We start from the raw sequence: 25922 nt of genomic DNA on the forward strand, positions 1-25922 counted from the left end.
TCATGGCTCCTTGCGCAAGACGCCGTAGACCACCTGATAGGTCGCCGGCAATCCCGCGGGCTGGCGCAGCTGCTCGTAGGCGGCGACCAGCGCACGCAAACGCGCGCGGCCGGTCAGCCCGCCGGGCCGTCCAGGGTTGAGGTTGTGCGCACCGAGCGCCTTGAGCTCATGGGTCAGCTCGCGCAGATCGGTGAAATACAGCACCTCGGGACGCACCTCCAGCGTTAGCAGGCGCAGGCCGCTTTCAGCGCAGAGCGTGCGGTAGGTGGTCAGTGGGCGAAAGCGATTGACATGAGCCAGGCCATCGACGGCCTGCCAGCTGTCGCGCAGCTCCTGCAGGGTGCCGCTACACAGGCTGCTGAAGGCGAACGTACCGCCTGGCTGCAGGACACGCCGGGCTTCGCTGAGCACACCGGCGAAATCCTCGCACCACTGCAAGGCCAGGCTGGAAAACACCAGTCCGACACTGCCCTCGCGCAGCGGCAGGTGCTCGGCGTCGCCGACGACGAACTGCCGCGCGCCGCCAGCCGGCCGCGCGTGGCGCAGCATGCCCTCGGCAATATCCAGCGCCACGCCCTCGGCCTGCGGGAACCGCGCCGCCAGCGCGCGGGAGAAATAACCGGTCCCGCTGCCCAAGTCGAGCCAACGCGTCGGCGGCGACATGTCCGGCAATGCGGTGAGCAGATTGCCGCCGACCCGTCGCTGCAAGGCGGCGACGCTGTCGTAACTGGCGGCGGCGCGGGAAAAGGACGCCGCTACCTGGCGCTTGTCGGGCAGTGCGCCCGCCGGGCGCTGGCCGAGGGAAGACTCAGTCATCCTCGCCCTCATCCATGAACGCCAGCATCGCCGTCGCCACATCCTCGGCGCGCTCCAGCGGCAGGCCGTGACTGGCATTGGCCAGCACGTCGACTTCAACGTCCGGTAGCCAGGCCAACAGCGCCTCGGCAGCAGCCGCCGGCACCAGCGCATCGCCGCCGGCGAACAGGTGCAGCTGCGGGCCGACGTAGCGCTGCAACGCCGCGCGACCATCCAGTTCGGCCAGCAGGCGCAGCCCGGCGGCGGCGACCGCCTGCGGCTGGTCGAGCAGACTGACCTGCAGCTGCCGCGTCAGCGTGCGCGGATCGTAGGCGCCGCGGCTGCAGAGCAGGCTGAAACGCTTGAGCGTGTCCTGCGGGCCTAGGCGGAAGGCTTCCTCGAAGGCATCGAAGACCTCGGCCGGCATGGCTGCCGACCAGTCGTCGCGGCCACGGAAACAGGGGTTGCTGCACAGCGTCATCAAGCCAGGACAGTTGTCGCCACGGCGCGCCGCCAGCTGTGTCGCCAGCATGCCGCCCAGCGACCAGCCGGCCAGCCAGCCGTCGGCCGGCAGGCGCGCATCCAGCTCGTCGAGCCAGGCGCTCGGCTGCTCCAGCGCCGGCAGCGGTGCGATCTCCACCTGCAGATGCGGCTGGCGCTCGCGCAGTACCTCGGCCAGCGGTTCGAGCGCCGCGGGGCCGAACGCCCAGCCCGGCAGCAGAATCAGTCGCTCACGCATCGTCGCGCTCCTCGGGCAGCAATGCCCAGCAGTCGGCCAGCGCCTCCAGCAGGCGCTCGAGCTGCGCATCGCTATGGGTCGCGGTGAAGGTGATCCGCAACCGTGCGCTGCCGGCCGGAACGGTCGGCGGGCGGATGGCGCCGACCAGAATGCCGCGCTCGCGCAGCAACGCCGACAGCCTCAACGCCCGTTCGCTGCTGCCGACCAGCACCGGCTGGATCGGCGTCGGGCTATCCATCAGCGTCAGGCCGATCTGCGCGGCACCTGCGCGGAAACGCGCCACCAGACGCTGCAGATGCTCCCGTCGCCAGCCCTCGCTGCGCAGCAGCTCCAAGCTTTTCAGTGTGGCACAGGCCACCGCCGGCGGCTGGCTGGTGGTGTAGATGTACGGACGGGCGAACTGGATCAGCGTCTCGATCAGCTCCTCGCTGCCGGCGACGAACGCCCCTGCCGTGCCGAACGCCTTGCCGAGGGTGCCGACCAGCACCGGCACATCGTCGATGCCCAGACCAAAATGCTCGACGATGCCGCCGCCGTTCGCGCCCAGCGGGCCGAAGCCGTGCGCATCATCGACCATCACCCAGGCGCCGCGCTGCCGGGCTGCGGCGCAGATCGCCGGCAGGTCGGCGAGATCGCCGTCCATGCTGAACACGCCGTCGGTGACCACCAAGGTATTGCCGGCGGCTTTCTCCAGGCGCTTGTCGAGACTGGCGGCATCGCTGTGCAGGTAGCGCGAGAAGCGCGCACCGCTGAGCAGGCCGGCATCCAGCAGCGAGGCGTGATTGAGACGATCCTCCAGCACCGTATCGCCCTGCCCGACCAGCGCGGTGACCGCCGCCAGGTTGGCCATGTAGCCAGTGGAAAACAGCAGCGCGCGCGGCCGCCCGGTGAATTCGGCGAGTGCTTCTTCGAGCTGGTGATGCGGCGTGCTGTGGCCGATCACCAGATGCGAGGCGCCGCCGCCGACACCCCAGGTCGCGGCGCCCTGCTGCATAGCGACGATCACCTCGGGGTGGTTGGCCAAGCCCAGGTAGTCGTTGGAACAGAACGCCAGCAGGCGCTCGCCATCGACGACCACTTCAGGCTGCTGCGGGGTCTGCAGCAATGGACGTTGGCGATAGAGGTGCGCGGCGCGGCGCTCGGCGAGGCGGGAGGCGAGATCGAAGGTCATGGGCAGAACCGGTAACGGTGGACGGCCGCAAGCGGGCCATCCACCCTACGAATAAGTCGGCTTCGCGGTGAATGAGGCTCGGCTCATCCACCGCACCGCACATCAAACAGCCGCGTTGTAGAACAGCTTGGAATCGCGCTGCTCGATCAGCGCCTGCTCGATGGCGGCCTGATGCACCTCGTCGGCGTGCTCGTGGCGCTCTTCCGGCTGGATGCCCAGGCGCGCGAACAGCTGCATGTCCTTGTCGGCCTGCGGGTTGGCGGTGGTCAGCAGCTTCTCGCCATAGAAGATCGAGTTGGCACCGGCGAGGAACGCCAGGGCCTGCATCTGCTCGTTCATCTGCTCACGCCCGGCGGACAGCCGCACGTGGGATTTCGGCATCATGATCCGCGCCACGGCGAGCATGCGGATGAAGTCGAACGGATCGACGTCCTGCTCCTCGGCCAGCGGCGTACCCTTGACCTTGACCAGCATGTTGATCGGCACCGACTCCGGGTGCTCCGGCAGATTGGCCAGCTGGATCAGCAGGCCGGCGCGGTCGTCCAGCGACTCGCCCATGCCGAGGATGCCGCCCGAGCAGATCTTCATCCCTGCCTCGCGCACGTAGCTCAGCGTTTCCAGACGCTCGGCGTAGGTGCGCGTGGTGATGATGTTGCCGTAGTACTCCGGCGAGGTATCCAGGTTGTGGTTGTAGTAGTCCAGGCCGGCCGCAGCCAGGGCGCGGGTCTGCTCCTGATCGAGCTTGCCGAGGGTCATGCAGGTTTCCAGGCCCATGGCCTTGACGCCCTCGACCATCTTCAGCACGTAGGGCATGTCCTTCGCGGACGGATGCTTCCAGGCCGCGCCCATGCAGAAGCGCGTCGAGCCGATGGCCTTGGCTTCGGCCGCCGCCTCCAGCACCTTCTGCACTTCCATCAGCTTCTCTTTATCCAGACCGGTGTTGTAGTGGCCGGACTGCGGGCAGTACTTGCAGTCTTCCGGGCAGGCGCCGGTCTTGATCGAAAGCAGCGTGGAAACCTGCACGCGGTTGGCGTCGAAGTGCTGGCGATGCACGGTCTGCGCCTGGAACAGCAGATCGTTGAACGGCTGGGTGAAGAGCGCCTTGACCTCGGCGAGCGTCCAGTCGTGGCGGGTAACGGAAGCGGCGGTGGCGCTCATCGGTGATCCTTGTAATAAATAGCGGCTCGGCGGCCTGGCACGGATGCGGAATGGTTAGCCAAGCCCGATACGCTGTCAACCAGGAACGGATTCATGGTGAACAAGTGGTTATTTATTGAGCGGAACTGCCTGCTCTGCGACGAACTCAGCGCGGGCGATCCGCTGTGCAGTGCCTGCGAAGCCGATCTGCCCTGGCTCGACGCGCGCTGCACGGTCTGCGCCGTGCCGCTGCCGGTGCGCGGGCTGGTCTGCGGCGAATGCCTGAAGCGACCGCCGGCTTACGACCACGTCGAGGTGCCCTGGCGTTTCGCCTTTCCGGTCGACACGCTGATCACGCGCTTCAAGCACCAGGCGCACTGGCCGTTCGGTCGACTGCTGGGCGAGCGCCTGGCGCACCATCTGCGCCACGCCTACGCCGATGGCCTGCCGCGCCCGGACCTGCTGCTGCCGGTGCCCATGGCCCGCCGCCGGATGCGCCAGCGCGGCTTCAACCAGGCGCAGATGCTGGCGCGCTGGCTGAGCCGCGAGCTGGCCATCGCACTCGATGACCGTACGCTGGAACGGCTGCTCGACACCCCGCCGCAACAGCAGCTGGACGCGGCCACGCGCCGACGCAACCTGCGCCAGGCATTCGCCCTCAGGCCCGGCAGCGATGTGTGCGGTCGCCACCTGGCGCTGGTCGACGACGTACTGACCACCGGCGCCACCGCCGAAGCGCTCGCCCGCCTGCTCAAGCACGCGGGCGCGGCGCGGGTCGATGTCTACTGTCTGGCGCGCACGCCGAAACCCGGCGACTGAGCGGCTCGACTTGCGGTGGAAATTCGCTGTGCCAGATTTCCACCCTACGATCTGATCGCGGCGGACGCGCGGTTGTTTAAAAGCCCGGGTGCAATACACTGAACGGTCTATCCTGCGGAGCCGGTCATGTCCCATCCCTTCGATACCCTCACGCCGGATCTGGTCCTCGACGCCGTGGAAAGCATCGGCTATCTCAGCGACGCCCGCGTGCTGGCGCTCAACAGCTATGAAAACCGCGTCTATCAGGTGGGCATCGAGGGCGAAACGCCGTTGATCGCCAAGTTCTATCGCCCGGCGCGCTGGAGCGACGCGGCGATCCTCGAAGAACACCAGTTCAGCCTGGAGCTGAGCGAACACGAGGTGCCGGTGGTGGCGCCGCTGGAGCGCGAGGGCAAGACGCTGTTCGCCCATGCCGGCTTTCGCTTCGCGCTGTTTCCGCGACGTGGCGGACGCGCACCGGAGCCGGGCAATCTTGACCAGCTGTATCGCCTCGGCCAACTGCTCGGGCGCCTGCATGCCATCGGCGCCAGCCGGCCGTTCGAGCATCGGGAAACGCTGGGCGTGCAGAACTTCGGCCACGACTCGCTGAACACCCTGCTCGACGGCGGCTTCGTACCCCGCAGCCTGCTGCCGGCCTACGAATCGGTGGCGCGCGACCTGCTCAAGCGGGTCGAGGACGTCTTCGCCAGCATCCACTTCACGCCCATCCGCCTGCACGGCGACTGCCACCCGGGCAACATTCTGGCGCGCGATGACGCCTTCCACCTGGTCGACCTGGACGACTGCCGCATGGGCCCGGCCGTGCAGGACCTGTGGATGATGCTCGCCGGTGAGCGCCACGAGCGGCTCGGCCAACTGGCCGAGCTGGTGGACGGCTACAACGAGTTCCACGACTTCGCCCCGCGCGAGCTACCGCTAATCGAGGCACTGCGCGCGCTGCGACTGATGCACTACAGCGCCTGGCTGGCGCGGCGCTGGGACGATCCGGCGTTTCCGATGAGCTTTCCCTGGTTCGGCAGCGAGCGCTACTGGGGCGATCAGGTGCTGATCCTGCGCGAGCAAATGGCGGCACTGCAGGAAGAGCCGCTCAGGTTGTTCTGAGGCATGGCGCGGCTGCGGCCCGGGCGGTGGATGTGAAAAGCGACATCCGCCCTACGGTTGATCAAGCGGCGTAGGGTGGATCGCGCTGTACCGATCCACCGAGTGGCGGAGTGACGACCCACGGGGTGCAATTCACCGCCTTGCGATCTCCGCGGCTCAGGCCTCTTCGATCAGCCAGTCCAGCCGCCAGCCCCCCTGGCTCTGCGCCAGCTGCTCGGCCAGCCACGGCAGCAGCTCGCGCAGCTCGTCTTCCAGCCCCCACGGCGGATTGGCGATGGCCAGGCCCGAGCCGGCCAGGCGGCTGGCATCGTCGGCCGGATGGACGAACAGTTCGGCGCGCAGCAGCTTGGGCGCACCGCTGCGGGCGAGGTCCTGGTAGAAGCGCTTGAGCTGGCGCTCGTCCTTGATCGGATACCAGATCACGCCGATGGTCTGACGCATGCGCCCCAGCGCCTCCTTGAGCGCCGTCACGCAGCGGCTCAGTTCGTCGGCCTGCTCGAACGGCGGATCGATCAGCAGCACCACGCGCTTCTCCTGCGTCGGCATCAACGCGCGCGGTACGAACCAGCCCTCGCCCAGATGCACCGCGACGCGGCGATCGCCGGCCATGTTGTCCTTGAGCAGCGCGCCGTCCTCGGGATGCTTCTCGTTGAGCTGCAGGCGATCCTGCTCGCGCGTCAGCTGCCGCGCCAGCTCCGGCGAACCGGGGTAGTAGCGCAGTGCGCCGTCCGGGTTGAGTTCGCGGATCACGCCGAGGTAGTCGTCGAGCAGCGCCGGGCGCGCCTCGGCCTGCCAGATGCGCGCAATACCCTGCAGCCACTCGCCGGTACGGCTGGCCTGATCGCCGGCCAGGTCGTACAGCCCGACGCCGGCGTGGCTGTCCAGATAGGCGAACGGCGCCTCCTTGCGCGACAGCAAAGCGAAGATCCGGCTCAGGACCAGATGTTTGAGCACGTCGGCGTGATTGCCGGCGTGGAAGGCGTGGCGGTAGTTCATGTGATCGCTCCTCGGCAGCCGCGCAGTTTACCCGCGCTGCAGGCGCCGCACACCGGCGGCCGGGCCGAAGGTTCCCCCGTTATCGTCCCGGAGGACTAGAGTTACCTATCCCACTATGACTTCTATGGAGTTGCCTCATGGACCTGCGCGATCTTCTCGCTATCGAACACCCACTCATCCAGGCACCTATGGCAGGCGCGCAGAATCATCTGCTGGCCGCGGCCGTCTGCGGTGCCGGCGGGCTGGGTTCGATCCCGGCGGGCATGCTCGATGCCCAGGCACTGGAACGCGAACTGAGCGCCATCGAAGCGCTGACCGACCGCCCCTACAACGTGAATTTCTTCTGCCACCAGACGCCCACCGCCGATCCGGCGCACATCGCCGCCTGGCACCACCTGCTGGCGCCGTATTTCGCCGAGTTCGGCATCGATCCGGCGCAGATTCCCAGCGGTGCGACCCGTCAGCCGTTCGATGCGGCGATGGCCGCCGTACTGGAACAGCACCGCCCGGCGCTGGTCAGCTTCCATTTCGGCCTGCCCACCCCCGAGCTGCTGAAGCACGCCCTCGCCAGCGGAGCGAAGATCGCCGCCAGCGCCACGACCCTCGAAGAAGGTCTGTGGCTGCAGGAGCACGGCGTCGACGCGGTGATCGCCCAAGGCCTGGAAGCCGGCGGCCATCGCGGCATCTTCCTCGGCGAGGAGCTGACCACCCAGCTCGGCACCTTCGCCCTGCTGCCGCAGCTGGTCGAAGCGCTGCACGTGCCGGTGATCGCCGCTGGCGGCATCGCCGATGCGCGCGGCGTGGCAGCTGCGCAGTCGCTGGGCGCGGCTGGCGTACAGGTCGGCACGGCCTATCTGCTGTGTCCGGAAAGCCTCACCAATCCGCTGCACCGCGCCGCACTGAAGAGCGAGCGCGCCCGGCACACCGCGCTGACCACGCTGTTCACCGGCCGCCCGGCGCGCAGCATCGTCAACCGCATCATGCGCGAACTCGGCCCGCTGCCGCATGGCGTGCCGGCCTTCCCGCTGGCCGGCAATGCCATCAGCGCGCTGCGCGCCAAGACCGAAAGCCTCGACCTGGATCACTGCACGCCGCTGTGGGCCGGGCAGAACGCCAGCGGTTGCCGTGAAGTGCCGGCCGCCGAGCTGACCCGCGCGCTGGCCGCCGGCTGGCGCGCCTGAGTCAGGCAGGAATACGGATCAGCGGCGCCTGTGCCAGCGCCGCGAGGTCCGCCGAGCCGCTGCAGAAGCAGGCGATGCGCAGCTGCTCGATCAACACGCGAAAGTGCGCGACCACCGCCTCCGGCGACGCCAGCGCGCTGTCCAGCACGGCGGCGGCCTGCGCCACCAGATCGGCGCCGAGGGCGATGGCCTTCGCCGCGTCGATGCCGTCGCGGATACCACCGGAACCGATCAGCGTGGCCTGCGGACAAGCCCGGCGTACCGTCTGGATCGCCTCGGCGGTGGGAATGCCCCAGTCGGCGAACGCCTCGGCCACCGCGCGCTGATGCGCCGTGGTCGCCCGCGCCGCCTCCACCGCCGCCCAACTGGTGCCGCCGGCACCGGCCACGTCGAGCACCGCAACACCGGCATCCAGCAAGCGCTGCGCCACCGCGGCCGACAACCCGGCGCCGACCTCCTTGGCCACCAGCGGCACCTCCAGCGTGTGCGCCAGTCGTTCGATGGCGGCGAGCACGCCGCGCCAGTCGCGATCGCCGCCCGGCTGCACGGCCTCCTGCAGCGGGTTGAGGTGGATGATCAACGCGTCGGCCTCGATCATCTCCACCGCTCGCCGTGCCTCGTCGACGCCATAGCCCTGCACCAGCTGCGCCGCGCCGAGGTTGCCCAGCAGCGGCACGTCCGGCGCCAGCCGGCGCAGCTCGCCAGTGAGGCCGTGGCTGGACGCGCCGGATTCCAGCGCCACCCGCTGCGAGCCCACGGCCAGGGCGATCCCCAGTTCTTGCGCGGCCTCGGCCAGGTGCCGGTTGATCGTTTCCGCACGCCGGGCACCGCCGGTCATCGAACCGATCAGCAGCGGTGCGGCCAGCGGGCGGTCGAACAGACTGGCGGAGAGGTCCACCGCATCCAGATCCAGCTCCGGCAGCGCGCAGTGCTCGAAGCGCCACGCGGCAAAGCCGGCGCGCTGCGCGCCGCGCGTGCGCAACGGGTCCAGCACGATATCCAGATGATCGTTCTTGCGGGTGGTCAGCTCGTTGTCAGCCATTGCGTGCCCCTCTACTGCGCGTGCCTGCAGGATGCCAGAAGACGCTCGGTTTTATGCAGGCATCACCCATCTGTATGGAGCTAGGCAGCGACCGGCGGCGCTTCCTAGACTCGGTGGCATCTCAAGGAGGCCGTTCCATGACCGAAACCCTGCTCTGTCCGCGCAACCTGGCGTTCGAACTCTACGAAGTGCTGGATGCCGAAGCCCTGACCCGTCGCGAGCGCTTCGCCGAGCACAGCCGCGAAACCTTCGACGCCGCGCTCGGCACCGCGCGCAGCATCGCCGAGAAGTATTTCGCGCCGCACAATCGCAAGTCCGACGAGCACGAGCCGCAGTACGTCAACGGCGAGGCGGTGCTGATTCCCGAGGTCAAGCCGGCGGTGGATGCGTTCATCGAGGCCGGCTTCCACAACGCCCAGCGCAGCTTCGAGGACGGCGGCATGCAGCTGCCCAACCTGCTGTCGCGCGCCTGCTTCGCGCATTTCCAGTCCGCCAACATCGCCACCAGTTCCTACCCGATGCTGAGCATGGGCGCCTCGCACCTGATCGAGACCTTCGGCTCCGAGGAGCAGAAGCAGCGCTTTCTGCAGCCGATGCTCGAAGGCCGTTTCTTCGGCACCATGGCGCTCACCGAGCCGCATGCCGGCTCCTCGCTGGCGGATATCCGCACCCGCGCCGAACCGGCCGGCGACGGCAGCTACCGGCTCAAGGGCAACAAGATCTTCATTTCCGGCGGCGACCATCCGCTGTCGGAAAACATCGTGCACATGGTGCTGGCCAAGCTGCCGGACGCGCCGCCCGGGGTGAAGGGCATCAGCCTGTTCATCGTGCCGAAGTTCCTGGTCAACGACGATGGCAGCCTCGGCCAGCGCAACGACGTGCTGCTCGCCGGGCTGTTCCACAAGATGGGCTGGCGCGGCACCACGTCGACGGCGCTCAACTTCGGCGACAACGGCAACTGCGTCGGTTATCTGGTCGGCGAGCCGCACAAGGGCCTGGCCTACATGTTCCAGATGATGAACGAGGCGCGCATCGGCGTCGGCATGGGCGCGATCATGCTCGGCTACGCCGGTTACCTCTATTCATTGAACTACGCCCGCGAACGTCCGCAGGGCCGCCTGCCGGACGGCAAGGACCCGACCGCCGCGCAGGTGCCGATCATCGAGCACACCGACGTCAAGCGTATGCTGCTGACGCAGAAGGCCTACGTCGAAGGCGCCTTCGACCTCGGTCTGTACGCCGCACGCCTGGTCGACGACGAGCAGACCGCCGAGAGCGAGGAGGAGCGACGCAACGCCAGCGAACTGCTCGACCTGCTCACGCCGATCGTCAAGTCCTGGCCATCGGAGTACTGCCTGAAGGCCAACGAACTGGCGATCCAGATTCTCGGCGGGCATGGCTACACCCGCGAATACCCGGTCGAGCAGTACTACCGCGACAACCGCCTCAATCCGATCCACGAAGGCACCCACGGCATCCAGTCGCTGGACCTGCTCGGCCGCAAGCTGATGCAGAACAAGGGCGCTGGCTTGCGCCAGTTGCTCGAACTGATCCAGGCCAGCTGCGAACGCGCTGCCGAATACGACTCGCTGACCGCACTGCGCCAGCCGCTGGAGCAGCACATCGCCCGGCTGACCACAGTGACCCAGGCGCTGCTCGGCGATCTGGCGGCCGGCAAGGTGAACCAGGCGCTGGCCAACTCGGCGCTGTATCTGAAAGTGTTCGGCCATGCGGTGATCGGCTGGCGCTGGCTGGAACAGGCGCTGCGCGCCACGCACGGACTGACCGAAGGTCAGCCGGCCGATGCCGACTTCTACCGCGGCAAACTGCAGGCGGCGCGACTGTTCCTCACCTGGGAGCTACCGGGCTGCATGCACGAGCTGACGCTGCTGGAGCGACGCGACGACACCTGCCTGAACATGGCGGGCGACTGGTTCTGAGCGACGCGAACGCGCACCCAACGAGATCGAGGTATTTTTGACAGACCGTCAAAACCTCGGGTTAGAATCCTCCTGGCACAGCCCATGCATATCGCGGCTGCATCTACAGGAGAACGCTTTTGGACGTCGGCAACATCAATCACCTGTTTTTCATTGGTGGCTTGCTGGTGGCCATTAGCATTCTCGTCAGTTCGTTATCGGCGCGTGTCGGCGTACCCATTCTGGTGATCTTCCTCGGCGTCGGCATGCTCGCCGGCGTCGATGGCATCGGCGGCATCGTCTTCGAGGACTACAAGCTCGCCTTCGTCATCAGCAACCTGGCGCTGGCGGTGATCCTGCTCGACGGCGGCATGCGCACGCGCAAATCCACCTTCCGCGTCGCGCTGTGGCCGTCGATGTCGCTGGCGACCTTCGGCGTCGCCATCACCGCCGGCCTCACCGGCGTCGCCGCCGCCTGGCTGTTCGACCTGGAGCTGATCGAGGGCCTGCTGATCGGCGCCATCGTCGGTTCCACCGATGCCGCGGTGGTTTTCAACCTGCTCAACGGCAAAGGGCTGAACGAACGGGTCGGACCGACGCTGGAGATCGAATCGGGCAGTAACGACCCGATGGCGATGTTCCTCACCGTGACCCTGATCGGCATGATCGCCTCGGGCCAGACCGAGTTCACCTGGATGGTGCTGGTGAGCCTGGTGCAACAATTCGCCATCGGCATCGCCCTCGGCCTGGGCGGCGGCTGGCTGCTGCTGCAGCTGATCAACCGACTGTCGGTGGCCGACGGCCTCTACCCGCTGCTGGCGGTGGCCGGCGGCATCATGATCTACGCATTGTCCGGCGCGGTGGGCGGCAGCGGCATCATCGCCGTCTACGTCTGCGGGCTGATGCTGGGCAACCGGCCGATCCGCAACCGCCACGGCATCATGCACATGTTCGACGGCCTGGCCTGGCTCAGCCAGATCGGCATGTTCCTCGTACTCGGCCTGCTGCTCACGCCCAGCGAGCTGCTGCCGATCGCCGTGCCGGCGCTGCTGCTGTCGCTGTGGATGATCCTGTTCGCGCGGCCGATTTCGGTGTTCCTCGGCCTGCTGCCGTTCAAGAGCTTCAATCTGCGCGAGCGCGTCTTCATCTCCTGGATCGGCCTGCGCGGCGCGGTGCCGGTGATCCTCGCGGTGTTTCCGCTGGTGGCCGGGCTGGACAACGCCCAGCTGTTCTTCAACGTCGCCTTCTTCATCGTGCTGGTGTCGCTGCTGCTGCAGGGCACCACGCTCACCTGGGCCGCGAAGAAGGCCCGCGTCGAGGTGCCGCCCTCGCCGTCGCCGATCTCGCGCACCGGCCTGCAGGTGCATACCACCAGCCAGTGGGAGATCTTCGTCTACCGCCTGTCGAGCAAGAAATGGTGCATCGGCGCTGCGCTGCGCGAACTGAAGATGCCGCCCGGCACGCGCATCGCCGCGCTGTTCCGCGGCAAGGAACTGCTGCACCCATCCGGCAGCACGCGGCTGCAGGTCGGCGACATCCTCTGCGTGATCGGCCACGAGGACGATCTGCCGGCGCTCGGCCAGCTGTTCAGCCAGGCGCCGACGCGTGGCCAGGACCTGCGCTTCTTCGGTGATTTCATCCTCGAAGGCGAAGCCGAGCTGGGCGCAATCGCCGCGCTCTATGGCCTCAAGCTGGACGGTATCGACGGCAATCAGCCGATCGGCTCGTTCCTGGCCCAGCAGCTCGGCGGCCGGCCGGTGGTCGGCGACCATGTCGACTGGAACGGCCTGGCCTGGACGATCGCCGCGATGGAAGGCGGTCAAGTGCGCAAGGTCGGCCTGAAGTTTCCCGAAGGCGCCAAGCCCGGCCCGCAGCTGATGTTCTGATCCCGCGGCGGGCGCCGGTGCGCCCGTCTCGCGGACTCGCACTCGCCCGGCGCAGTCCGTAGACTCAGCAGTCCCTTCGTTTGCGGCTGCATCCATGTTCTCCGTGCGCACCCTACTGCTGGCGGCCCTGGCCGCACTTTCCCTGAACGCGCTGCCGGCGCTGGCTCAGGCGCTGGATATCACCGGCAGCAAACCGGCCGCCGAGGCCGAAGCCAAGCCCGCCGCCCCGTCGCTCGCCGAACAGATTCAGCAGCAGGCCGAGCAGACCGCGACCGCGCGCCAACAACTCGAGGAGCGCAGGACGCAACTCGCGCAGGCGCCCAAGGAGATCGTCGACGCCCGGCGCGCACTCGATGCGCTCAAGGCCAAACCGGACGAAGACCCGGCCAAGCGCTACGCCGGCCTGAACGTCGCGGCGCTCGACCAACGCCTGGCCGAACGGATCGACGAGCTGGCCGAGTGGCAGAAACAGCTCAGCGCCGCCAACAGCCTGATCATCACCGCGCAGACCCGCCCGGAACGTGCGCAGGCGGCCATCGGCAGTGCCCAGGCGCGTATCCAGGAAATCAACACGCAGCTCAAGAGCGGGCGCGACGGCGGCAAGAGCCTCGGCGACGAGCAGCGCAGCCTGCTCAACGCGGAGCTTGAAACCCTCGGCGCGCAGATCGAACTGCGCCGCCAGGAGCTGGCCGGCAACAGCCTGATGCAGGACCTCGGCAAGGCGCGCCGCGACCTGCTCGCCGAGCGCATCGCCCGCGCCGAGCTGGAAACCCAGGCGCTGCAGGCATTGATCAACGAGAAGCGCCGCGCCGAGTCCGAGCAGACCGTCGCCGAGCTGTCGGCCAAGGCCGAGCAGGCCGGTTCCGATACCCTGCTGGCCGCCGAAAGCGCGGAAAACCTCAAGCTCTCCGACTACCTGCTGCGCGCCACCGAGCGGCTGAACGACCTCAACCAGCAGAACCTGCGCACCCGCCAGCAACTCGACACGCTGACGCAGACCGACCAGGCGCTGGAAGAACAGATCAGCGTGCTCGAAGGCAGCCTGCTGCTGTCGAAGATCCTCTACCAGCAGAAGCTGACGCTGCCCAAGGTGACGCTGGACAAGAACCTCGCCGACGAGATCGCCGACCTGCGGCTCTACCAGTTCGAGCTGAACCAGGCGCGCGAGAAGGCCGGCAACGCCCAGAGCTACGTCGATCAGCTGCTCGCCAGCCAGCCGGCCGAACAGGTGACAGCGGAGCTGCGCGCCGCGCTGCTGGAACTGCTCAACACCCGCAATGAGCTGCTCGACCGGCTGAACCGCACACTCAACGCGCTGCTCAACGAGTCGATCACCCTGCAGCTGAACCAGAAGCAGCTGCACGATACGGCGAGCGCCCTGAGCGCGACGCTCGACGAGCAGATGTTCTGGATTCCCAGCAACAAGCCGCTGGACCTGAGCTGGCTGGCCAGCGCGCCGCAGCGGCTGGAGCGCCAGCTCGCCAGCATTCCCTGGACCTCGCTGCTGGCCGAGCTGGGCGCCGGCCTGAAGGAACGTCCGCTGCTGTTCCTGCCGTTGCTGCTGGCGATTGCCGTGCTGCTCTGGCGGCGTCCGGCGATCAACGCCAAGCTCGATGCGCTGAGCCGCGACGTCGGCCATTTCCGCAACGACAGCCAGCTGCATACGCCGCTGGCGCTGCTGCTCAACCTGCTGCTGGCGCTGCCCGGCGCGCTGCTGCTGGCGCTGTGCGGCTACCTGCTGCAGATGGATGCGCGCGGGCAGAACCTCGGCCTCGGCGCCGCGCTGTACGAGATGGCCCAGGCCTGGCTGGTGTTCTACACCGCCTACCGCATGCTCTCGCCGGGGCGCGTGGCGGAGCTGCACTTCCGCTGGTCGAAGCCGCAGGTGACCTTCCTGCGTGACGAGCTGCGGCGCCTCGGGCTGGTGGTGCTGACTCTGGTGGTGGCCGTGAGCATCGCCGAGCAGCAGCCGGCCAATCTCGCCGACGACGTGCTCGGCCTGCTGGTGATCATCGCCTGCTATGCGCTGATGAGCTGGCGCATGGCACGCATCCTGCGCAAGGGCCCGGCCAGCGAGAACGCGCCGCACGGACGGCTGCTGCTCGGCATGCTGTTCAGCGTGCTGCCGCTGCTGCTGATCGGCGTGGTCGGCATGGGCTACTACTACACGGCGCTCAAGCTCACCGAGCGGCTGATCGACACGCTCTATCTGCTGATGCTCTGGGTCGCGCTGGAAGCCACGCTGGTCCGCGCGCTGACCATCGCCGCGCGGCGCCTGGCTTACCAGCGCGCGCTGGCCAAGCGCCAGAGCAGCGAGGAGAACGGCCACGCCGAGACCGAGACGCTGGAGGAACCCGGACTGGACATCGAGCAGGTCAACCAGCAGTCGCTGCGCCTGACCCGCCTGGCCACCTTCGGCCTGTTCGTCGTCGCGCTGTACTGGGTCTGGTCGGACCTGATCTCGGTGGTGTCCTACCTGGATAACGTCGCGCTCTACGAGTTCACCAGCGGCAGCGGCGATACGCTGACCACCTCGGCGATCAGCCTGAACGACCTGCTCGGCGCGCTGGCGATCGTCGTCATCACCCTGGTGCTGGCGCGCAACCTGCCCGGCCTGCTCGAGGTCGCGGTGCTGTCGCGGCTGAACCTGGCGCCCGGCAGCGCCTACGCCACCGGCACGCTGCTGTCGTACACGCTGGTGGGCACCGGCATCGTTTCCACACTGTCGACCCTCGGCGTCAGCTGGGACAAGCTGCAGTGGCTGGTGGCCGCGCTGTCGGTGGGCCTGGGTTTCGGCCTGCAGGAGATCTTCGCCAACTTCGTCTCCGGCCTGATCATCCTGTTCGAGAAACCGGTGCGCATCGGCGACGTGGTGACCATCGGCAACCTTTCCGGAACGGTCAGCCGCATCCGCATCCGCGCCACCACCATCACCGATTTCGACCACAAGGAAATCATCGTCCCGAACAAGACCTTCGTCACCGACCAGCTGCTCAACTGGTCGCTGAGCGATACGGTCACCCGCGTCACCATCCGCATCGGCGTGGAATTCGGCTCGGACCTGGAGCAGGTTCGCGAGCTGCTGTTTCAGGCCGCGCGGGAGAATCCGCGCGTGCTCAAGGACCCGGAGCCGCAGGTGTTCTTCCTCAACTTCGGCGAGAGCCGTCTGGAACACGAGCTGCGCCTGCACGTGCGCGACCTCGGCGACCGCAACCCGGTGATCGACGAGATCAACCGCCGCGTCGACCGCGAGTTCCGCGAGCGCGGCATCGTCATCGCCTTCCGCCAGCTGGACGTGCATCTGAAGGACCACGCCGGACATGAGCTGCTGCTGCCGAAGAACCAGCCGATCGTGACGGACGGCCCGCTGATCAAGGATCCGGATCCAAGCTGAACCCCACTGCGTGGCAAGGGCCTAATCTGACTGAACGCGCCGCTGGTGCAGCGTGCCGCGAGACGTCGCACCGCTCTGCCGCCGCACATTCATTGCCCCGCTGCCGGGCACACTTGCGGAGCCATCGTGAAGACCCTTACCGAGCTGCACTTCGACAATCGCTTCGCCCGCCTCGGCGACGCGTTCTCGACCGCCGTCGAGCCACAGCCGCTGGCCGATCCGCGCCTGGTGGTGGTCAGCGAAGCCGCACTGGCACTGCTCGATCTGGACCCAGCCGAGGCCGAGCAGCCGCTGTTCACCGAACTGTTCTCCGGACACAAGCTCTGGTCTACCGCGGAGCCGCGGGCGATGGTCTATTCCGGCCACCAGTTCGGCGTCTACAACCCGCAACTGGGCGACGGCCGCGGCCTGCTGCTCGGCGAAGTGCTGAACGCCGCCGGCGAGCACTGGGACCTGCACCTCAAGGGCGCCGGCCAGACGCCCTACTCGCGCATGGGCGATGGCCGCGCGGTGCTGCGCTCGTCGATCCGCGAATTTCTCGCCAGCGAACACCTGGCGGCGCTGGGCATCCCCAGCACGCGCGCGCTGTGCGTCACCGCCTCGGCCACGCCGGTCTACCGCGAGCGCCAGGAACGCGGTGCCATGCTGCTGCGCCTGGCGCCCAGCCACCTGCGTTTCGGCCACTTCGAGTTTTTCTACTACACGCGCCAGCACGCCGAGCTGAAGCAGCTGCTCGACTACAGCCTCGAGGCGCACTTTGCGCCGCTGCGCGAACAGCCCGAACCGTACCTGGCGCTGTTTCGCGAAGTGCTCGAACGCACCGCCGCGCTGGTCGCGCGCTGGCAGGCCTACGGCTTCTGCCACGGGGTGATGAACACCGACAACATGTCGCTGCTGGGCATCACCCTGGACTTCGGCCCGTACGCCTTCCTCGACGATTTCGACGCGCGTTTCATCTGCAACCACTCCGACGACCGCGGCCGCTACTCGTTCGAGAACCAGGTGCCGATCGCCCACTGGAACCTCGCCGCGCTGGCGCAGGCACTGACGCCGTTCGTCGAGGTCACGCGCCTGCGCGAGACGATGGAGCTGTTCCTGCCACTCTACGAAGCCGAATGGCTGGACCTGATGCGCCGCCGGCTGGGCTTCACACGGGCCGAGGCGGACGACGAACGACTGGTACGCCGCCTGCTGCAACTGATGCAGGACAGCGCCGTGGACTACACCCGCTTCTTCCGCGAACTCGGCGACAGCCCGGCGCCGCAGGCCGTGCAACGCCTGCGCGAGGACTTCGTCGACCTGGCCGGCTTCGACGCCTGGGCCGCCGACTACTGCGCACGCAGCGCCCGCGACGCCGCCGAGACCGACCGGCAGGCGCGCATGCACGCGGTGAATCCGAAGTACATCCTGCGCAACTACCTGGCGCAGCAGGTCATCGAAGCGGCGGAGAACGGCGACTACGGCCCGGTGCGTGAACTGCACGCGGTGCTTGGCCGGCCGTTCGACGAGCAGCCGGGCATGCAGCGCTATGCCGAGCGGCCGCCGGAATGGGGCAAGCATCTGGAGATCAGCTGTTCGTCGTAGGGGCGCGACTGCCACATCGCAGCGGCAGGTTGGCGCGTTTGGGTGGTTTGCCAACTCGTTCAGATTTGCGTCTGGAGATCAGGGCCCTTACCGCGGGAGCTGGAGATTCTGGTTTCGGCCACCCGGCCGAGTCACTTTCTTGTTGCTTGCCCAACAAGAAAGTAACCAAAGAAGAAGGGCACCCGACATCCGGGTCTGGCCTGCGGCCAGACTCCCCTCGCTCCGGCGCCGCCCCGGGGGCACGTCACGAAGGGACGTCCCTGTCCCTTCGTGACTCGCTCGGCGTCCTGCCTCGCGTCCCCCTATGCGACACCTCCACTCGGCCTCCTGACGGGGAGTTGGGTCCGAGTCGCCTGGAAGATCGAGAAGCTGACTTTGCCGCGCTTTGTGCTTTTCCTGCACAGCCTGTCAGGCACCACCAACCGCCCCTTTCAGGAGGCCGAGAGGAATCGTTGCGCCGGGGAGCGAGCGGCATGGATGCCGCGAGAGGCGTAAAGGGCCAGGGATGGCCCTTGTACGCCGGCCCCCGGAGCGACGATGGAGCGAGGGAACCCCGGCGCAGCCGGGGCCGGATGTAGGGGCAAGCGGTTTTGGTTACTTTTGCCGCGACTGGCAAAAGTGACTCGCCCAGCAGGGCGAAACCAAGCTCTCAAGCTAATCGCCAATCGCCATAAAAGTAAAACGTACAGGCCGTACGATCAGCCTTACCAGCCGTAGAGCGGGCGCAACCCGCGCCCCACACCACAACAGCGCCCTACGGATTCAAGGGCAACAGCACGCGAAACAACGCGCCCTGCCCCTCCTCGCTCTCGACCTGGATACGCCCACCATGCGCCTTGACGATCTGCTCGGCGATGAACAGGCCGAGCCCCAGCCCGGCGCTGCTCTCGCTACCCTCGGCACGCTCGAACTGGCAGAAGATGCGCGCCAGGCTCTCCGGCTTGATGCCGATACCATGGTCGCGCACCTCGATCCGCGCGCCCTCGGCGCAAGGCCCGACGCTCACCTGCACCGGGTTGCCGGCACCGTAGCGCATGGCGTTGGTGAGCAGATTGGCCACCACCTGCTCGATACGAAACGCGTCCCAGACGCCGACGACCGACTCGGCCTGCTGCAGTTGCAGCGTGCAGCCGCGGCCTTCCATCTGCGCGGCGAAGCTCTCCAGCACATGCGCGACCAGCTCCGCCAGGTCGATGCGGCTCGGGCGGATCGACAGCTTGCCGGTGCGGATGCGCGAAACATCCAGCATGTCGTCGATCAGGCGGATCAGGCTCTGCACCTGCCGCTCGTCCTTCTCGACCATGTTGCGCAAACGGTCCTCGCTGAAGGCGGCGAAATTGCCGCGCGCCAGCTGCAGCTTGCGCAGCTGCACTTCGAGGATCAGCGTGTTGAGCGGGGTCTTCAGCTCGTGCGAGACGATGGACATGAAGTCGTCGCGCATGCGCACGGCGTTCTCCAGCTCGGCCTGGGTGCTGCGCAGCTCGTCGAGCAGCACCTCCTGCTCGCGCCGGCTCTTTTCCAGCGCCTCCAGCTGGCGCGCCATGCGCTTGCGGTTGCGATAGAGGTCGACGAACACACTGGCCTTGCTGCGCACCGCATGCGCATCCAGCGGCTTGTGCAGGAAGTCCACCGCACCGCTCTCGTAGCCCTTGAAGGCGTAGTTGAGCTCGCGCCCGGCGGCGCTGACGAAGACGATGGGAATGTGTTTGGTGCGCTCGGTGCCGCGCATCAGCTCGGCCAGCTGGAAGCCGTCCATGCCGGGCATCTGCACGTCGAGGATCGCCAGCGCGAATTCGTGCTGCAGCAGCAGTTCCAGCGCCTGCTCGGCCGATTCGGCCTCATGCACGCGGATGCCCGGCGCCTGCAACAGCGCGCCGAGCGCCAGCAGGTTCTCCGGCAGGTCGTCGACGATCAGCAGATTCGCCTCATCGGTTTGATAGGGCATGACTCACTCCAGTTCGCGCAACAATCGGTGTATGTCGCGCAGGGGCAAAATGTAGTCCGGCGCGAAGCGCTGGAGTGCGGCGCGCGGCATGCTGTCGACTTCTGCCTCGTCCGGGTCCTGGACGATGGTCAGACCGCCGGCGCGATGAATCGCTTCGAGGCCGGCGGCGCCGTCCTCGTTGGCGCCGGTCAGCAGGATACCGGCCACGCGCTCGCCCCAGGCGTCGGCGGCGGATTCGAACAGCACGTCGATCGACGGCCGGGAAAAATGCACGCTGTCGTCCTGACTCAGCGACAGACTGGTGTCCTGCTCGACCAGCAGGTGATAGCCGGGTGCGGCGAAATACAGGGTTCCGCCGCGCACCTTCTCCTTCTCGTCGGCTTCCTTGACGTGCAGGCCGGTCTTGCGCTGGAAAATCTCCGCCAGCTGCGTCGGCACGCCTGAAGGGATGTGCTGCACCACCAGCAGCGGCAGGCGGAACGTCGCCTCCAGCCCGGCGACCAGCACGCTGAGCGCGGCCAGACCACCGGCCGAGGTGCCGATGACCACCGCCTCGATAGGCGACCGCCGCTTGCCGGCCATGCGCCGGGGTGCCTGGCTGCTCATAGCTTGCGGAAGATCCGTTCCGATTTGTCGAAGGCCTCGAACTGCCCGGCGCAGGCGGAGAATTCCACCGTTTCCTTGGCGCCCAGGCCGAGGAAACCACGATGACAGAGCGATTCGTGGAACAGCCCGAAGGCGCGGTCCTGCAGCGACTTGTTGAAATAGATCAGCACGTTGCGGCAGGAGATCAGCTGCGTTTCGGAAAACACGCTGTCGGTCGCCAGGCTGTGATCGGCGAAGGTGACGTTCTGTTTTAGCGCCTTGTCCATCAGCACCGCGTCGTAGGCGACCGTGCAGTAGTCGGCGAAGTTGCCCCGGCCACCGGCCTGCTGGTAGTTCTCGGTGTACTTGTTCAGGCGCTGGACGGGAAAGATGCCCCGGCGCGCCTGCGCCAGCGAGCGCGGGTTGATATCGGTGGCGTAGATCAGCGAGCGCTCCAGCAGGCCCTCCTCCTTGAGCAGGATGGCCATCGAGTAGACCTCCTCGCCGGTGCTGCAACCGGCGATCCAGATCTTCAGCGACGGGTAGGTGCGCAGCACCGGCACCACCTGCTCGCGCAGTGCGCGGAAGTATCCGGGGTCGCGAAACATCTCGCTGACCGGGATGGTCAGGTACTGCAGCAGGTCCATGAAGGCGCGCGCGTCATGCAGGATGCGGTGCTGCAGCGCCGAGATGTTCTCGCAGTCGAGCTGCTTGAGCGCAAGCGTCACCCGGCGCTTGAGCGAAGCGCCGGAGTAGTCGCGAAAGTCGTAGCTGTACCGGAGGTAAATCGCCTCGATCAGCAGCTTCAGCTCGATATCGGTGCTGCGCTCGGGCATGTCACAGCAGCTCCACTTTCGGCAGCCAGACGCGGATCAGCGAGAACAGCCGGTCGAGGTCGATCGGCTTGGCCAGGTAGTCGTTGGCACCGGCGCTCAGGCAGCGGTCCTGGTCGCTCTTCATCGCCTTGGCGGTGACGGCGATGATCGGCAGCTTGGCCAGGCGCGGGTCCTTGCGGATTTCCTGCATGGCGGTGAAACCATCCATCTCCGGCATCATGATGTCCATCAGCACCAGATCGATGGTGCTGTCGTGCTGCAGCTTGGCGATGGCCTCCAGACCGTTGCGGGCGATCTCCACCACCGCGCCCTTCTGCTCCAGCGCGCTGGTCAGGGCGAAGACGTTGCGCACGTCGTCGTCGACCACCAGCAGCTTGCGTCCCTCGAAGGCCTTCTCGCGGCTGCGCGCGCTCTTGAGCATGCGCTGGCGCTCCGGCGGCATGTCCGACTCGACCTTGTGCAGGAACAGCGTGACCTCGTCGAGCAGCCGCTCCGGCGAGCGTGCGCCCTTGATGATGATCGAGCGCGAATACTTGAGCAGCGCCGCCTCCTCGTCACGGGTGAGGTTGCGTCCGGTGTAGACGATCACCGGCGGGAAGGAGCAGATGTCCTCCTTGGCCATGCGTTCGAGCAGCTCGCTGCCGTCCATGTCCGGCAGCTTGAGGTCGATGATCATGCAATCGAAGGCGGTGCTGCGCAGCAGCTCGAGCGCCTGCGCGCCGAACTCGACGGCGGTGATCTCGATATCCACATCCTCGATCAGCCGCGACACGCTCTCGCGCTGGCGGGCGTCGTCCTCGACCAGCAGGATGCGCTTGACCTTCTGCGCCAGCTTGGATTCCAGGCGGCTGAAGACCTCCTTGAGTTCGTCGCGGGTGGTGGGCTTGAGCGCATAACCCACCGCGCCCATCTGCAGCGCGGCCTCCTTGCGATCTTCCACCGAGACCACGTGCACCGGGATGTGCCGGGTCGCCGGGTTCTCCTTCAGGCGTTCCAGCACGGTCAGCCCGGAATGGTCGGGCAGGCGCATGTCCAGCAGGATGGCGTCGGGCTTGTACTGCACGGCAGTGTCGAAACCGTCGTCGGCGTTCTGCGCGATCAGACAGCTGTAGTGCAGCTCGTGCGCCAGCTCGCGCAGAATGCCGGCGAACTGCGGCTCGTCCTCGATGACCAGCACCGAGCGCGCCGTGAACGGGTAGGCGTCGCGGTCATCGGCAATCGGCTCGACGACCGCCCTGGGCGCCTGCGCCACCGCCGCTGCCGGTGCTTCGGCGCGCGGCGCGACGGGCGATGCGACAGGCAGTGGCACCGGCGGCACCACGCGGGCGGGAGCGGCGTAGTGCTCCGGCAGCAGCAGGGTGAAGGTGCTGCCCATGCCGACTTCGCTCTGCACCTCGAGCGAGCCGCCGAGCAGTTGCGCCAGCTCGCGCGAGATCGACAGCCCGAGGCCCGTGCCGCCATAGCGGCGGTTGGTGGTGCCGTCGGCCTGGCGGAAGGCCTCGAAGATCGCTGCCTGATGCTCCGGCGCGATGCCGATGCCGGTATCGCTGACGCTGAAGGCGATCCGGCCGTCGCCGTGCGGTGCGATGCGCAGGCACACCGAGCCGCTCTCGGTGAACTTGAAGGCATTGGCCAGCAGGTTCTTGAGAATCTGCTCCAGACGCTGGCGATCGGTGTACAGGCTCGGCGGCAGGTCGTCGGCCAGTTCGACGCGCAGCTCCAGCGCCTTCTCCAGCGACTGCGCCAGGAACAGGCTCTTCAGCCCCTCGGCCAGCCGGGTCAGATGGGTCGCCTCGGGATGCACGTCGAGCTTGCCGGCCTCGACCTTGGCGATGTCGAGGATGTCGTTGATCAGCGTGAGCAGGTCGTTGCCGGCCGAATAGATCGAGCGGGCGAACTGCACCTGGTCATCGCTGAGGTTGCCCTGCGGGTTGTCGGCCAGCAGCTTGGCGAGGATCAGCGAGCTGTTCAGCGGCGTGCGCAGTTCGTGGGACATGTTGGCGAGGAATTCGGACTTGTAGCGGCTGGCGCGCTGCAGTTCGTCGGCGCGCTCCTCGAGCAGCAGCTGCGCCTCGCGCAGGCGGCTGTTCTTCTCGTCCATCTCGTCGCGCTGGCGGGCCAGGGTGTCGGCCTGGTCGGCGAGCTGTTCGTTGGTCTGCTCCAGCTCGACCTGCTGCTCTTCCAGATGCATCTGCGATTCGCGCAGGGCGCTGGACTGTTCCTCCAGCTCCTCGTTGGCGGCGCGCAGTTCTTCCTGTTGCACCTGCAACTCCTCGTTGAGCTGCTGGGTTTCGGCGAGCACGCGCTGCAGCCGCTGACGATAGCGCGCCGCCTCGATGGCCGCGCCGATGGCCGAGCCGACCCGGCGCAGCAGCTCACGATCCTGCTCGCGCAGGGGACGCAGGAAGCCGAGTTCGATCACGCCGTTGAGCATGCCGCTGTCTTCCACCGGCACGATCAGCACCGAACTCGGCACGGTGGCGCCCAGTGCCGAGCTGACGCGCAGGTAGTCGGCCGGCAGTTGTTCGAGCGCCAGTTCGCGCCGCTCCAGCGCAGCCTGGCCGACCAGCCCGACGCCGAATTCGAGCACGAGATTGTCTTGCAGCCGCTGCGGGTCGTAGGCGAACTCGGCGACGCGCTGCAGCTTGCCGTCCTGCACCACGTAGAGCGCGCCGACGGCGACGTCGAGATAGCGCGCAAGGAACTGCAGGATGCTCTGCCCCAGCGCCGGCAGCGCCATTTCGCCGATGATCGCCTCGCCCAGCTGGTTCTGCCCGGTGCGGTACCAGGCCTGCTGTTCCAGCAGCCGGGCGTGGGCCTGCTGCCCGGAGAGCAAGGTGCTGTAGGTGTTCGACAGGCCAAGCAGGTCGCGGCGGCCGGACCAGGCCAGCAGGCCGCTGAAGATGAGGCTGAACAGCAGGAAACCGCCGATCAGCGCGGTGCTGGTCATTTCGCTGAAATCGGTACGTTCGGCGCGAATCTGTCGCTCGGCAGCGATGAAATCGTTGAGCAGCGCGCGGATCTTGCCGGAAAGATTCAGCCCGCGCGCCGTGGCCACCAGCTCGTGGATCGACTCGCCACGATCGCGCGTGGCGATGCCCTGCTCGGCGAACCGCACCCATTCGGCGAACACCGAGCGCACCTGCTCAACGCGGCTGAGCTGCATCGGGTTCTCGCGGGCGTAGCGCTGCAGGTCGTCCAGCTGCTGGCGCATCAGCGGCAGCTCGCGGTTGTAGGGCTCGAGGAAAACCGCATCGCCGGCGATCAGGTAGCCACGCATGGAGGCTTCTAGGTCACCCATCATCTTCGCCGCCTCATGGGCGTGGGCAACGCCGCGCACCGACTCGTCGACCCAGTGGCTGACCTCGAGCAGGTAGTAGACGATGACGCTGAAGAAGACCGCGCTGAGAAAACCGAAGCCCAATGGCACGACCACGTTGCGGTTGAGGATGCGTTTGAAGTTGCTCTGCTCGACGAAGGAATCGCTCATCTGGTGTCCTTTCCGGCGGCCACTGGATTGCGCGCGGCAACCGCTGTCCGCACATGACCCGTCGGTCACGAAATTCCGTGATCTACCGGCATGTTCTTGAGTGTTGCGCGCACAATCAGGTTCCGCGCGGCGAGTTGGGGACTGTACACAACCCGCCCCGGCAGCACAAAAGTAGCTGACGTCAGGTCAGCACGCGCGGCTCAGCGCCGGGCGATGATCCACACCGCATGGATGATGCCCGGGATGTAGCCCAGCAGCGTGAGCAGGATGTTCAGCCAGAAGGCACCGGCGAACCCCACCTGCAGGAACACGCCGAGGGGCGGCAGGAGGATGGCGAAAATGATGCGGATCAGGTCCATGTCGGGGCTCCGTCGGGTCTGCAAGGTGGCCTGGCGGCCTGTGCAGTGGACCGGAAGTAGGCGGTGACGGTTCCGTTTCGCGCGGGAGGGGAACGGCAACCGCCGCCGATCGGCAGCGGTTGGCAGCTCCGGGAGGCGTCCGGGTCGGCCGCCAGGGTGCGCCAGCAGGCGCGGGAGTGAGGGTGGACGCGACCGGCCAGTCGTGGAGCCGGTCTGTTGCGTCCGGCGCCATCCGCCTTGTGGGCGGGCAGCGCGACCAAGCAGTTCGCTTAGTGTGCTAACTATTTCAGAGAAACCCTGCCGGGGCCATTGGCGGAAGGTCGAATTCCGGCCGGCTGGCGTAGCGCATCGTCTATCCTGCCGGAACGCTGGATTACCGGAACGCCTGGGCCGGGCGGCAGTCATCTGCTCGAACGCCAGGATCTTCACAGGAACCCACCATGCCCAAGACACTGCTGTCGCGCCTGCACCTGCTGGTCCTCGCGCTGCTCGCCCTGAGCCTGTCCGCCTGCGCGCTGCTGCCCTCGCACGATCCGCTCGAGGTGCAGGTCGCCGGCATCCAGCCGTTGCCGGGCGAAGGGTTGGAGCTGCGCCTGCTGGTCAAGCTGCGCCTGCTGAATCCCAACGACGCTGCGGTCGACTACGACGGCGTGGCGCTGAGCCTCTCGGTCAACGACCGGCGCCTGGCCAGCGGCGTCAGCGACCAGCGTGGCAGCGTGCCGCGCTTCGGCGAGCGCGTGCTCAGCGTGCCGGTGACCATCTCGGCGCTGTCGGTCGCGCGGCAGGCGCTCGGGCTGGCCGATGGCAGCCGACTCGACGCGCTGCCCTATGTGCTGCGCGGCAAGCTCGGCGGCGGACTGTTCGGCACGCGGCGCTTCACTGACAAAGGCACGCTGGACCTCTCCGGCGTCACCAATCCGTATCGCCCTGAGCCGTAGCGCCG

General features: G+C 67.3%; 19 protein-coding genes. 8 read left to right on the top strand and 11 right to left on the bottom strand.

Annotated features, from left to right (window positions below):
* The 4 genes from bioC to bioB all read right to left on the bottom strand — a co-directional run bounded on the left by bioC (position 1) and on the right by bioB (position 3863).
* Positions 1-816 carry a malonyl-ACP O-methyltransferase BioC gene (gene bioC, locus AC0ZJQ_RS17325; RefSeq protein WP_237262663.1) on the bottom strand — a complete coding sequence of 272 codons (816 nt, stop codon included), beginning with the start codon at positions 814-816 and terminating at the stop codon, positions 1-3.
* Positions 809-1534, bottom strand: a complete 726-nt coding sequence (locus tag AC0ZJQ_RS17330) for an alpha/beta fold hydrolase (protein WP_008569526.1) — start codon at positions 1532-1534, stop codon at positions 809-811. The genes bioC and AC0ZJQ_RS17330 overlap by 8 nt, the downstream gene beginning before the upstream one ends.
* Positions 1527-2705 carry an 8-amino-7-oxononanoate synthase gene (bioF, locus tag AC0ZJQ_RS17335; RefSeq protein ID WP_008569525.1) on the bottom strand — a complete coding sequence of 393 codons (1179 nt, stop codon included), beginning with the start codon at positions 2703-2705 and terminating at the stop codon, positions 1527-1529. Before bioF ends, AC0ZJQ_RS17330 begins: the two co-directional genes overlap by 8 nt.
* A gap of 102 nt (positions 2706-2807) precedes the next feature.
* Entirely contained in the window at positions 2808-3863 is a 1056-nt protein-coding gene (gene bioB / locus AC0ZJQ_RS17340; protein WP_167134320.1) for a biotin synthase BioB, read from the bottom strand.
* A gap of 93 nt (positions 3864-3956) precedes the next feature.
* On the opposite strand from bioB, the gene AC0ZJQ_RS17345 reads away from it, so the two are divergent.
* Both AC0ZJQ_RS17345 and AC0ZJQ_RS17350 read left to right on the top strand, forming a co-directional pair.
* A complete protein-coding gene (locus AC0ZJQ_RS17345) occupies positions 3957-4661 on the top strand; it encodes a double zinc ribbon domain-containing protein (RefSeq protein WP_476476997.1) in 705 nt (234 codons plus the stop codon).
* Positions 4662-4787: 126 nt separating this feature from the next.
* A complete protein-coding gene (locus AC0ZJQ_RS17350) occupies positions 4788-5762 on the top strand; it encodes a serine/threonine protein kinase (RefSeq protein ID WP_476476998.1) in 975 nt (324 codons plus the stop codon).
* A gap of 156 nt (positions 5763-5918) precedes the next feature.
* Here AC0ZJQ_RS17350 and AC0ZJQ_RS17355 read toward each other — a convergent pair whose 3' ends face one another.
* Positions 5919-6758, bottom strand: a complete 840-nt coding sequence (locus tag AC0ZJQ_RS17355; protein ID WP_476476999.1) for a 23S rRNA (adenine(2030)-N(6))-methyltransferase RlmJ — start codon at positions 6756-6758, stop codon at positions 5919-5921.
* 137 nt (positions 6759-6895) lie between these two features.
* Here AC0ZJQ_RS17355 and AC0ZJQ_RS17360 point away from each other — a divergent pair, with 137 nt between their 5' ends.
* Positions 6896-7939 (top strand): NAD(P)H-dependent flavin oxidoreductase, encoded by a 1044-nt coding sequence (locus AC0ZJQ_RS17360; protein ID WP_476477000.1) that lies wholly within the window; start codon positions 6896-6898, stop codon positions 7937-7939.
* A gap of 1 nt (position 7940) precedes the next feature.
* Here AC0ZJQ_RS17360 and fni read toward each other — a convergent pair whose 3' ends face one another.
* Entirely contained in the window at positions 7941-8981 is a 1041-nt protein-coding gene (fni, locus tag AC0ZJQ_RS17365) for a type 2 isopentenyl-diphosphate Delta-isomerase (RefSeq protein ID WP_476477001.1), read from the bottom strand.
* Between the two features lie 137 nt (positions 8982-9118).
* Between fni and AC0ZJQ_RS17370 the strand changes: the two genes are divergently transcribed.
* From AC0ZJQ_RS17370 to selO, 4 genes are all read left to right on the top strand, one after another.
* Complete coding sequence (locus tag AC0ZJQ_RS17370; RefSeq protein WP_476477002.1) at positions 9119-10921, top strand: acyl-CoA dehydrogenase; 1803 nt, start codon at positions 9119-9121, stop codon at positions 10919-10921.
* 119 nt (positions 10922-11040) lie between these two features.
* Positions 11041-12786, top strand: a complete 1746-nt coding sequence (locus tag AC0ZJQ_RS17375) for a potassium/proton antiporter (RefSeq protein WP_476477003.1) — start codon at positions 11041-11043, stop codon at positions 12784-12786.
* Between the two features lie 94 nt (positions 12787-12880).
* Positions 12881-16180: a mechanosensitive channel MscK gene (gene mscK / locus AC0ZJQ_RS17380; protein WP_476477004.1), complete on the top strand. Its 3300-nt coding sequence runs from the start codon at positions 12881-12883 to the stop codon at positions 16178-16180.
* A 126-nt stretch (positions 16181-16306) separates the two neighbouring features.
* Positions 16307-17764 carry a protein adenylyltransferase SelO gene (selO, locus tag AC0ZJQ_RS17385; RefSeq protein WP_476477005.1) on the top strand — a complete coding sequence of 486 codons (1458 nt, stop codon included), beginning with the start codon at positions 16307-16309 and terminating at the stop codon, positions 17762-17764.
* A gap of 754 nt (positions 17765-18518) precedes the next feature.
* On the opposite strand, the gene AC0ZJQ_RS17390 is transcribed toward selO, so the two are convergent.
* From AC0ZJQ_RS17390 to AC0ZJQ_RS17410, 5 genes are all read right to left on the bottom strand, one after another.
* Positions 18519-19709, bottom strand: a complete 1191-nt coding sequence (locus AC0ZJQ_RS17390) for a hybrid sensor histidine kinase/response regulator (RefSeq protein WP_008569512.1) — start codon at positions 19707-19709, stop codon at positions 18519-18521.
* Between the two features lie 3 nt (positions 19710-19712).
* Entirely contained in the window at positions 19713-20315 is a 603-nt protein-coding gene (locus AC0ZJQ_RS17395) for a chemotaxis protein CheB (RefSeq protein ID WP_476477006.1), read from the bottom strand.
* The gene (locus AC0ZJQ_RS17400) at positions 20312-21130 is read right to left on the bottom strand and encodes a CheR family methyltransferase (protein ID WP_008569509.1); all 819 of its coding nucleotides are present in this window, start codon (positions 21128-21130) and stop codon (positions 20312-20314) included. Before AC0ZJQ_RS17400 ends, AC0ZJQ_RS17395 begins: the two co-directional genes overlap by 4 nt.
* 1 nt (position 21131) lies before the next feature.
* Complete coding sequence (locus AC0ZJQ_RS17405) at positions 21132-24620, bottom strand: response regulator (protein ID WP_476477007.1); 3489 nt, start codon at positions 24618-24620, stop codon at positions 21132-21134.
* Between the two features lie 200 nt (positions 24621-24820).
* Positions 24821-24979, bottom strand: a complete 159-nt coding sequence (locus AC0ZJQ_RS17410; protein WP_003286662.1) for a YqaE/Pmp3 family membrane protein — start codon at positions 24977-24979, stop codon at positions 24821-24823.
* 440 nt (positions 24980-25419) lie between these two features.
* Between AC0ZJQ_RS17410 and AC0ZJQ_RS17415 the strand changes: the two genes are divergently transcribed.
* Positions 25420-25917, top strand: coding sequence for an LEA/WHy family protein (locus AC0ZJQ_RS17415; RefSeq protein ID WP_476477008.1), 498 nt, complete (start codon positions 25420-25422; stop codon positions 25915-25917).
* Positions 25918-25922 lie beyond the last annotated feature (5 nt).

It is taken from the genome of Stutzerimonas sp. 21-1 (genome assembly GCF_056336065.1).

What these genes read in the sequence shown, in the direction of transcription:
- bioC (WP_237262663.1), bottom strand. Translation starts at nt 816, where the DNA reads ATGACTGAGTCTTCCCTCGGCCAGCGCCCGGCGGGCGCACTGCCCGAC.
- AC0ZJQ_RS17330 (WP_008569526.1), bottom strand. Translation starts at nt 1,534, where the DNA reads ATGCGTGAGCGACTGATTCTGCTGCCGGGCTGGGCGTTCGGCCCCGCG.
- bioF (WP_008569525.1), bottom strand. Translation starts at nt 2,705, where the DNA reads ATGACCTTCGATCTCGCCTCCCGCCTCGCCGAGCGCCGCGCCGCGCAC.
- bioB (WP_167134320.1), bottom strand. Translation starts at nt 3,863, where the DNA reads ATGAGCGCCACCGCCGCTTCCGTTACCCGCCACGACTGGACGCTCGCC.
- AC0ZJQ_RS17345 (WP_476476997.1), top strand. Translation starts at nt 3,957, where the DNA reads ATGGTGAACAAGTGGTTATTTATTGAGCGGAACTGCCTGCTCTGCGAC.
- AC0ZJQ_RS17350 (WP_476476998.1), top strand. Translation starts at nt 4,788, where the DNA reads ATGTCCCATCCCTTCGATACCCTCACGCCGGATCTGGTCCTCGACGCC.
- AC0ZJQ_RS17355 (WP_476476999.1), bottom strand. Translation starts at nt 6,758, where the DNA reads ATGAACTACCGCCACGCCTTCCACGCCGGCAATCACGCCGACGTGCTC.
- AC0ZJQ_RS17360 (WP_476477000.1), top strand. Translation starts at nt 6,896, where the DNA reads ATGGACCTGCGCGATCTTCTCGCTATCGAACACCCACTCATCCAGGCA.
- fni (WP_476477001.1), bottom strand. Translation starts at nt 8,981, where the DNA reads ATGGCTGACAACGAGCTGACCACCCGCAAGAACGATCATCTGGATATC.
- AC0ZJQ_RS17370 (WP_476477002.1), top strand. Translation starts at nt 9,119, where the DNA reads ATGACCGAAACCCTGCTCTGTCCGCGCAACCTGGCGTTCGAACTCTAC.
- mscK (WP_476477004.1), top strand. Translation starts at nt 12,881, where the DNA reads ATGTTCTCCGTGCGCACCCTACTGCTGGCGGCCCTGGCCGCACTTTCC.
- AC0ZJQ_RS17390 (WP_008569512.1), bottom strand. Translation starts at nt 19,709, where the DNA reads ATGCCCTATCAAACCGATGAGGCGAATCTGCTGATCGTCGACGACCTG.
- AC0ZJQ_RS17395 (WP_476477006.1), bottom strand. Translation starts at nt 20,315, where the DNA reads ATGAGCAGCCAGGCACCCCGGCGCATGGCCGGCAAGCGGCGGTCGCCT.
- AC0ZJQ_RS17400 (WP_008569509.1), bottom strand. Translation starts at nt 21,130, where the DNA reads ATGCCCGAGCGCAGCACCGATATCGAGCTGAAGCTGCTGATCGAGGCG.
- AC0ZJQ_RS17405 (WP_476477007.1), bottom strand. Translation starts at nt 24,620, where the DNA reads ATGAGCGATTCCTTCGTCGAGCAGAGCAACTTCAAACGCATCCTCAAC.
- AC0ZJQ_RS17410 (WP_003286662.1), bottom strand. Translation starts at nt 24,979, where the DNA reads ATGGACCTGATCCGCATCATTTTCGCCATCCTCCTGCCGCCCCTCGGC.
- AC0ZJQ_RS17415 (WP_476477008.1), top strand. Translation starts at nt 25,420, where the DNA reads ATGCCCAAGACACTGCTGTCGCGCCTGCACCTGCTGGTCCTCGCGCTG.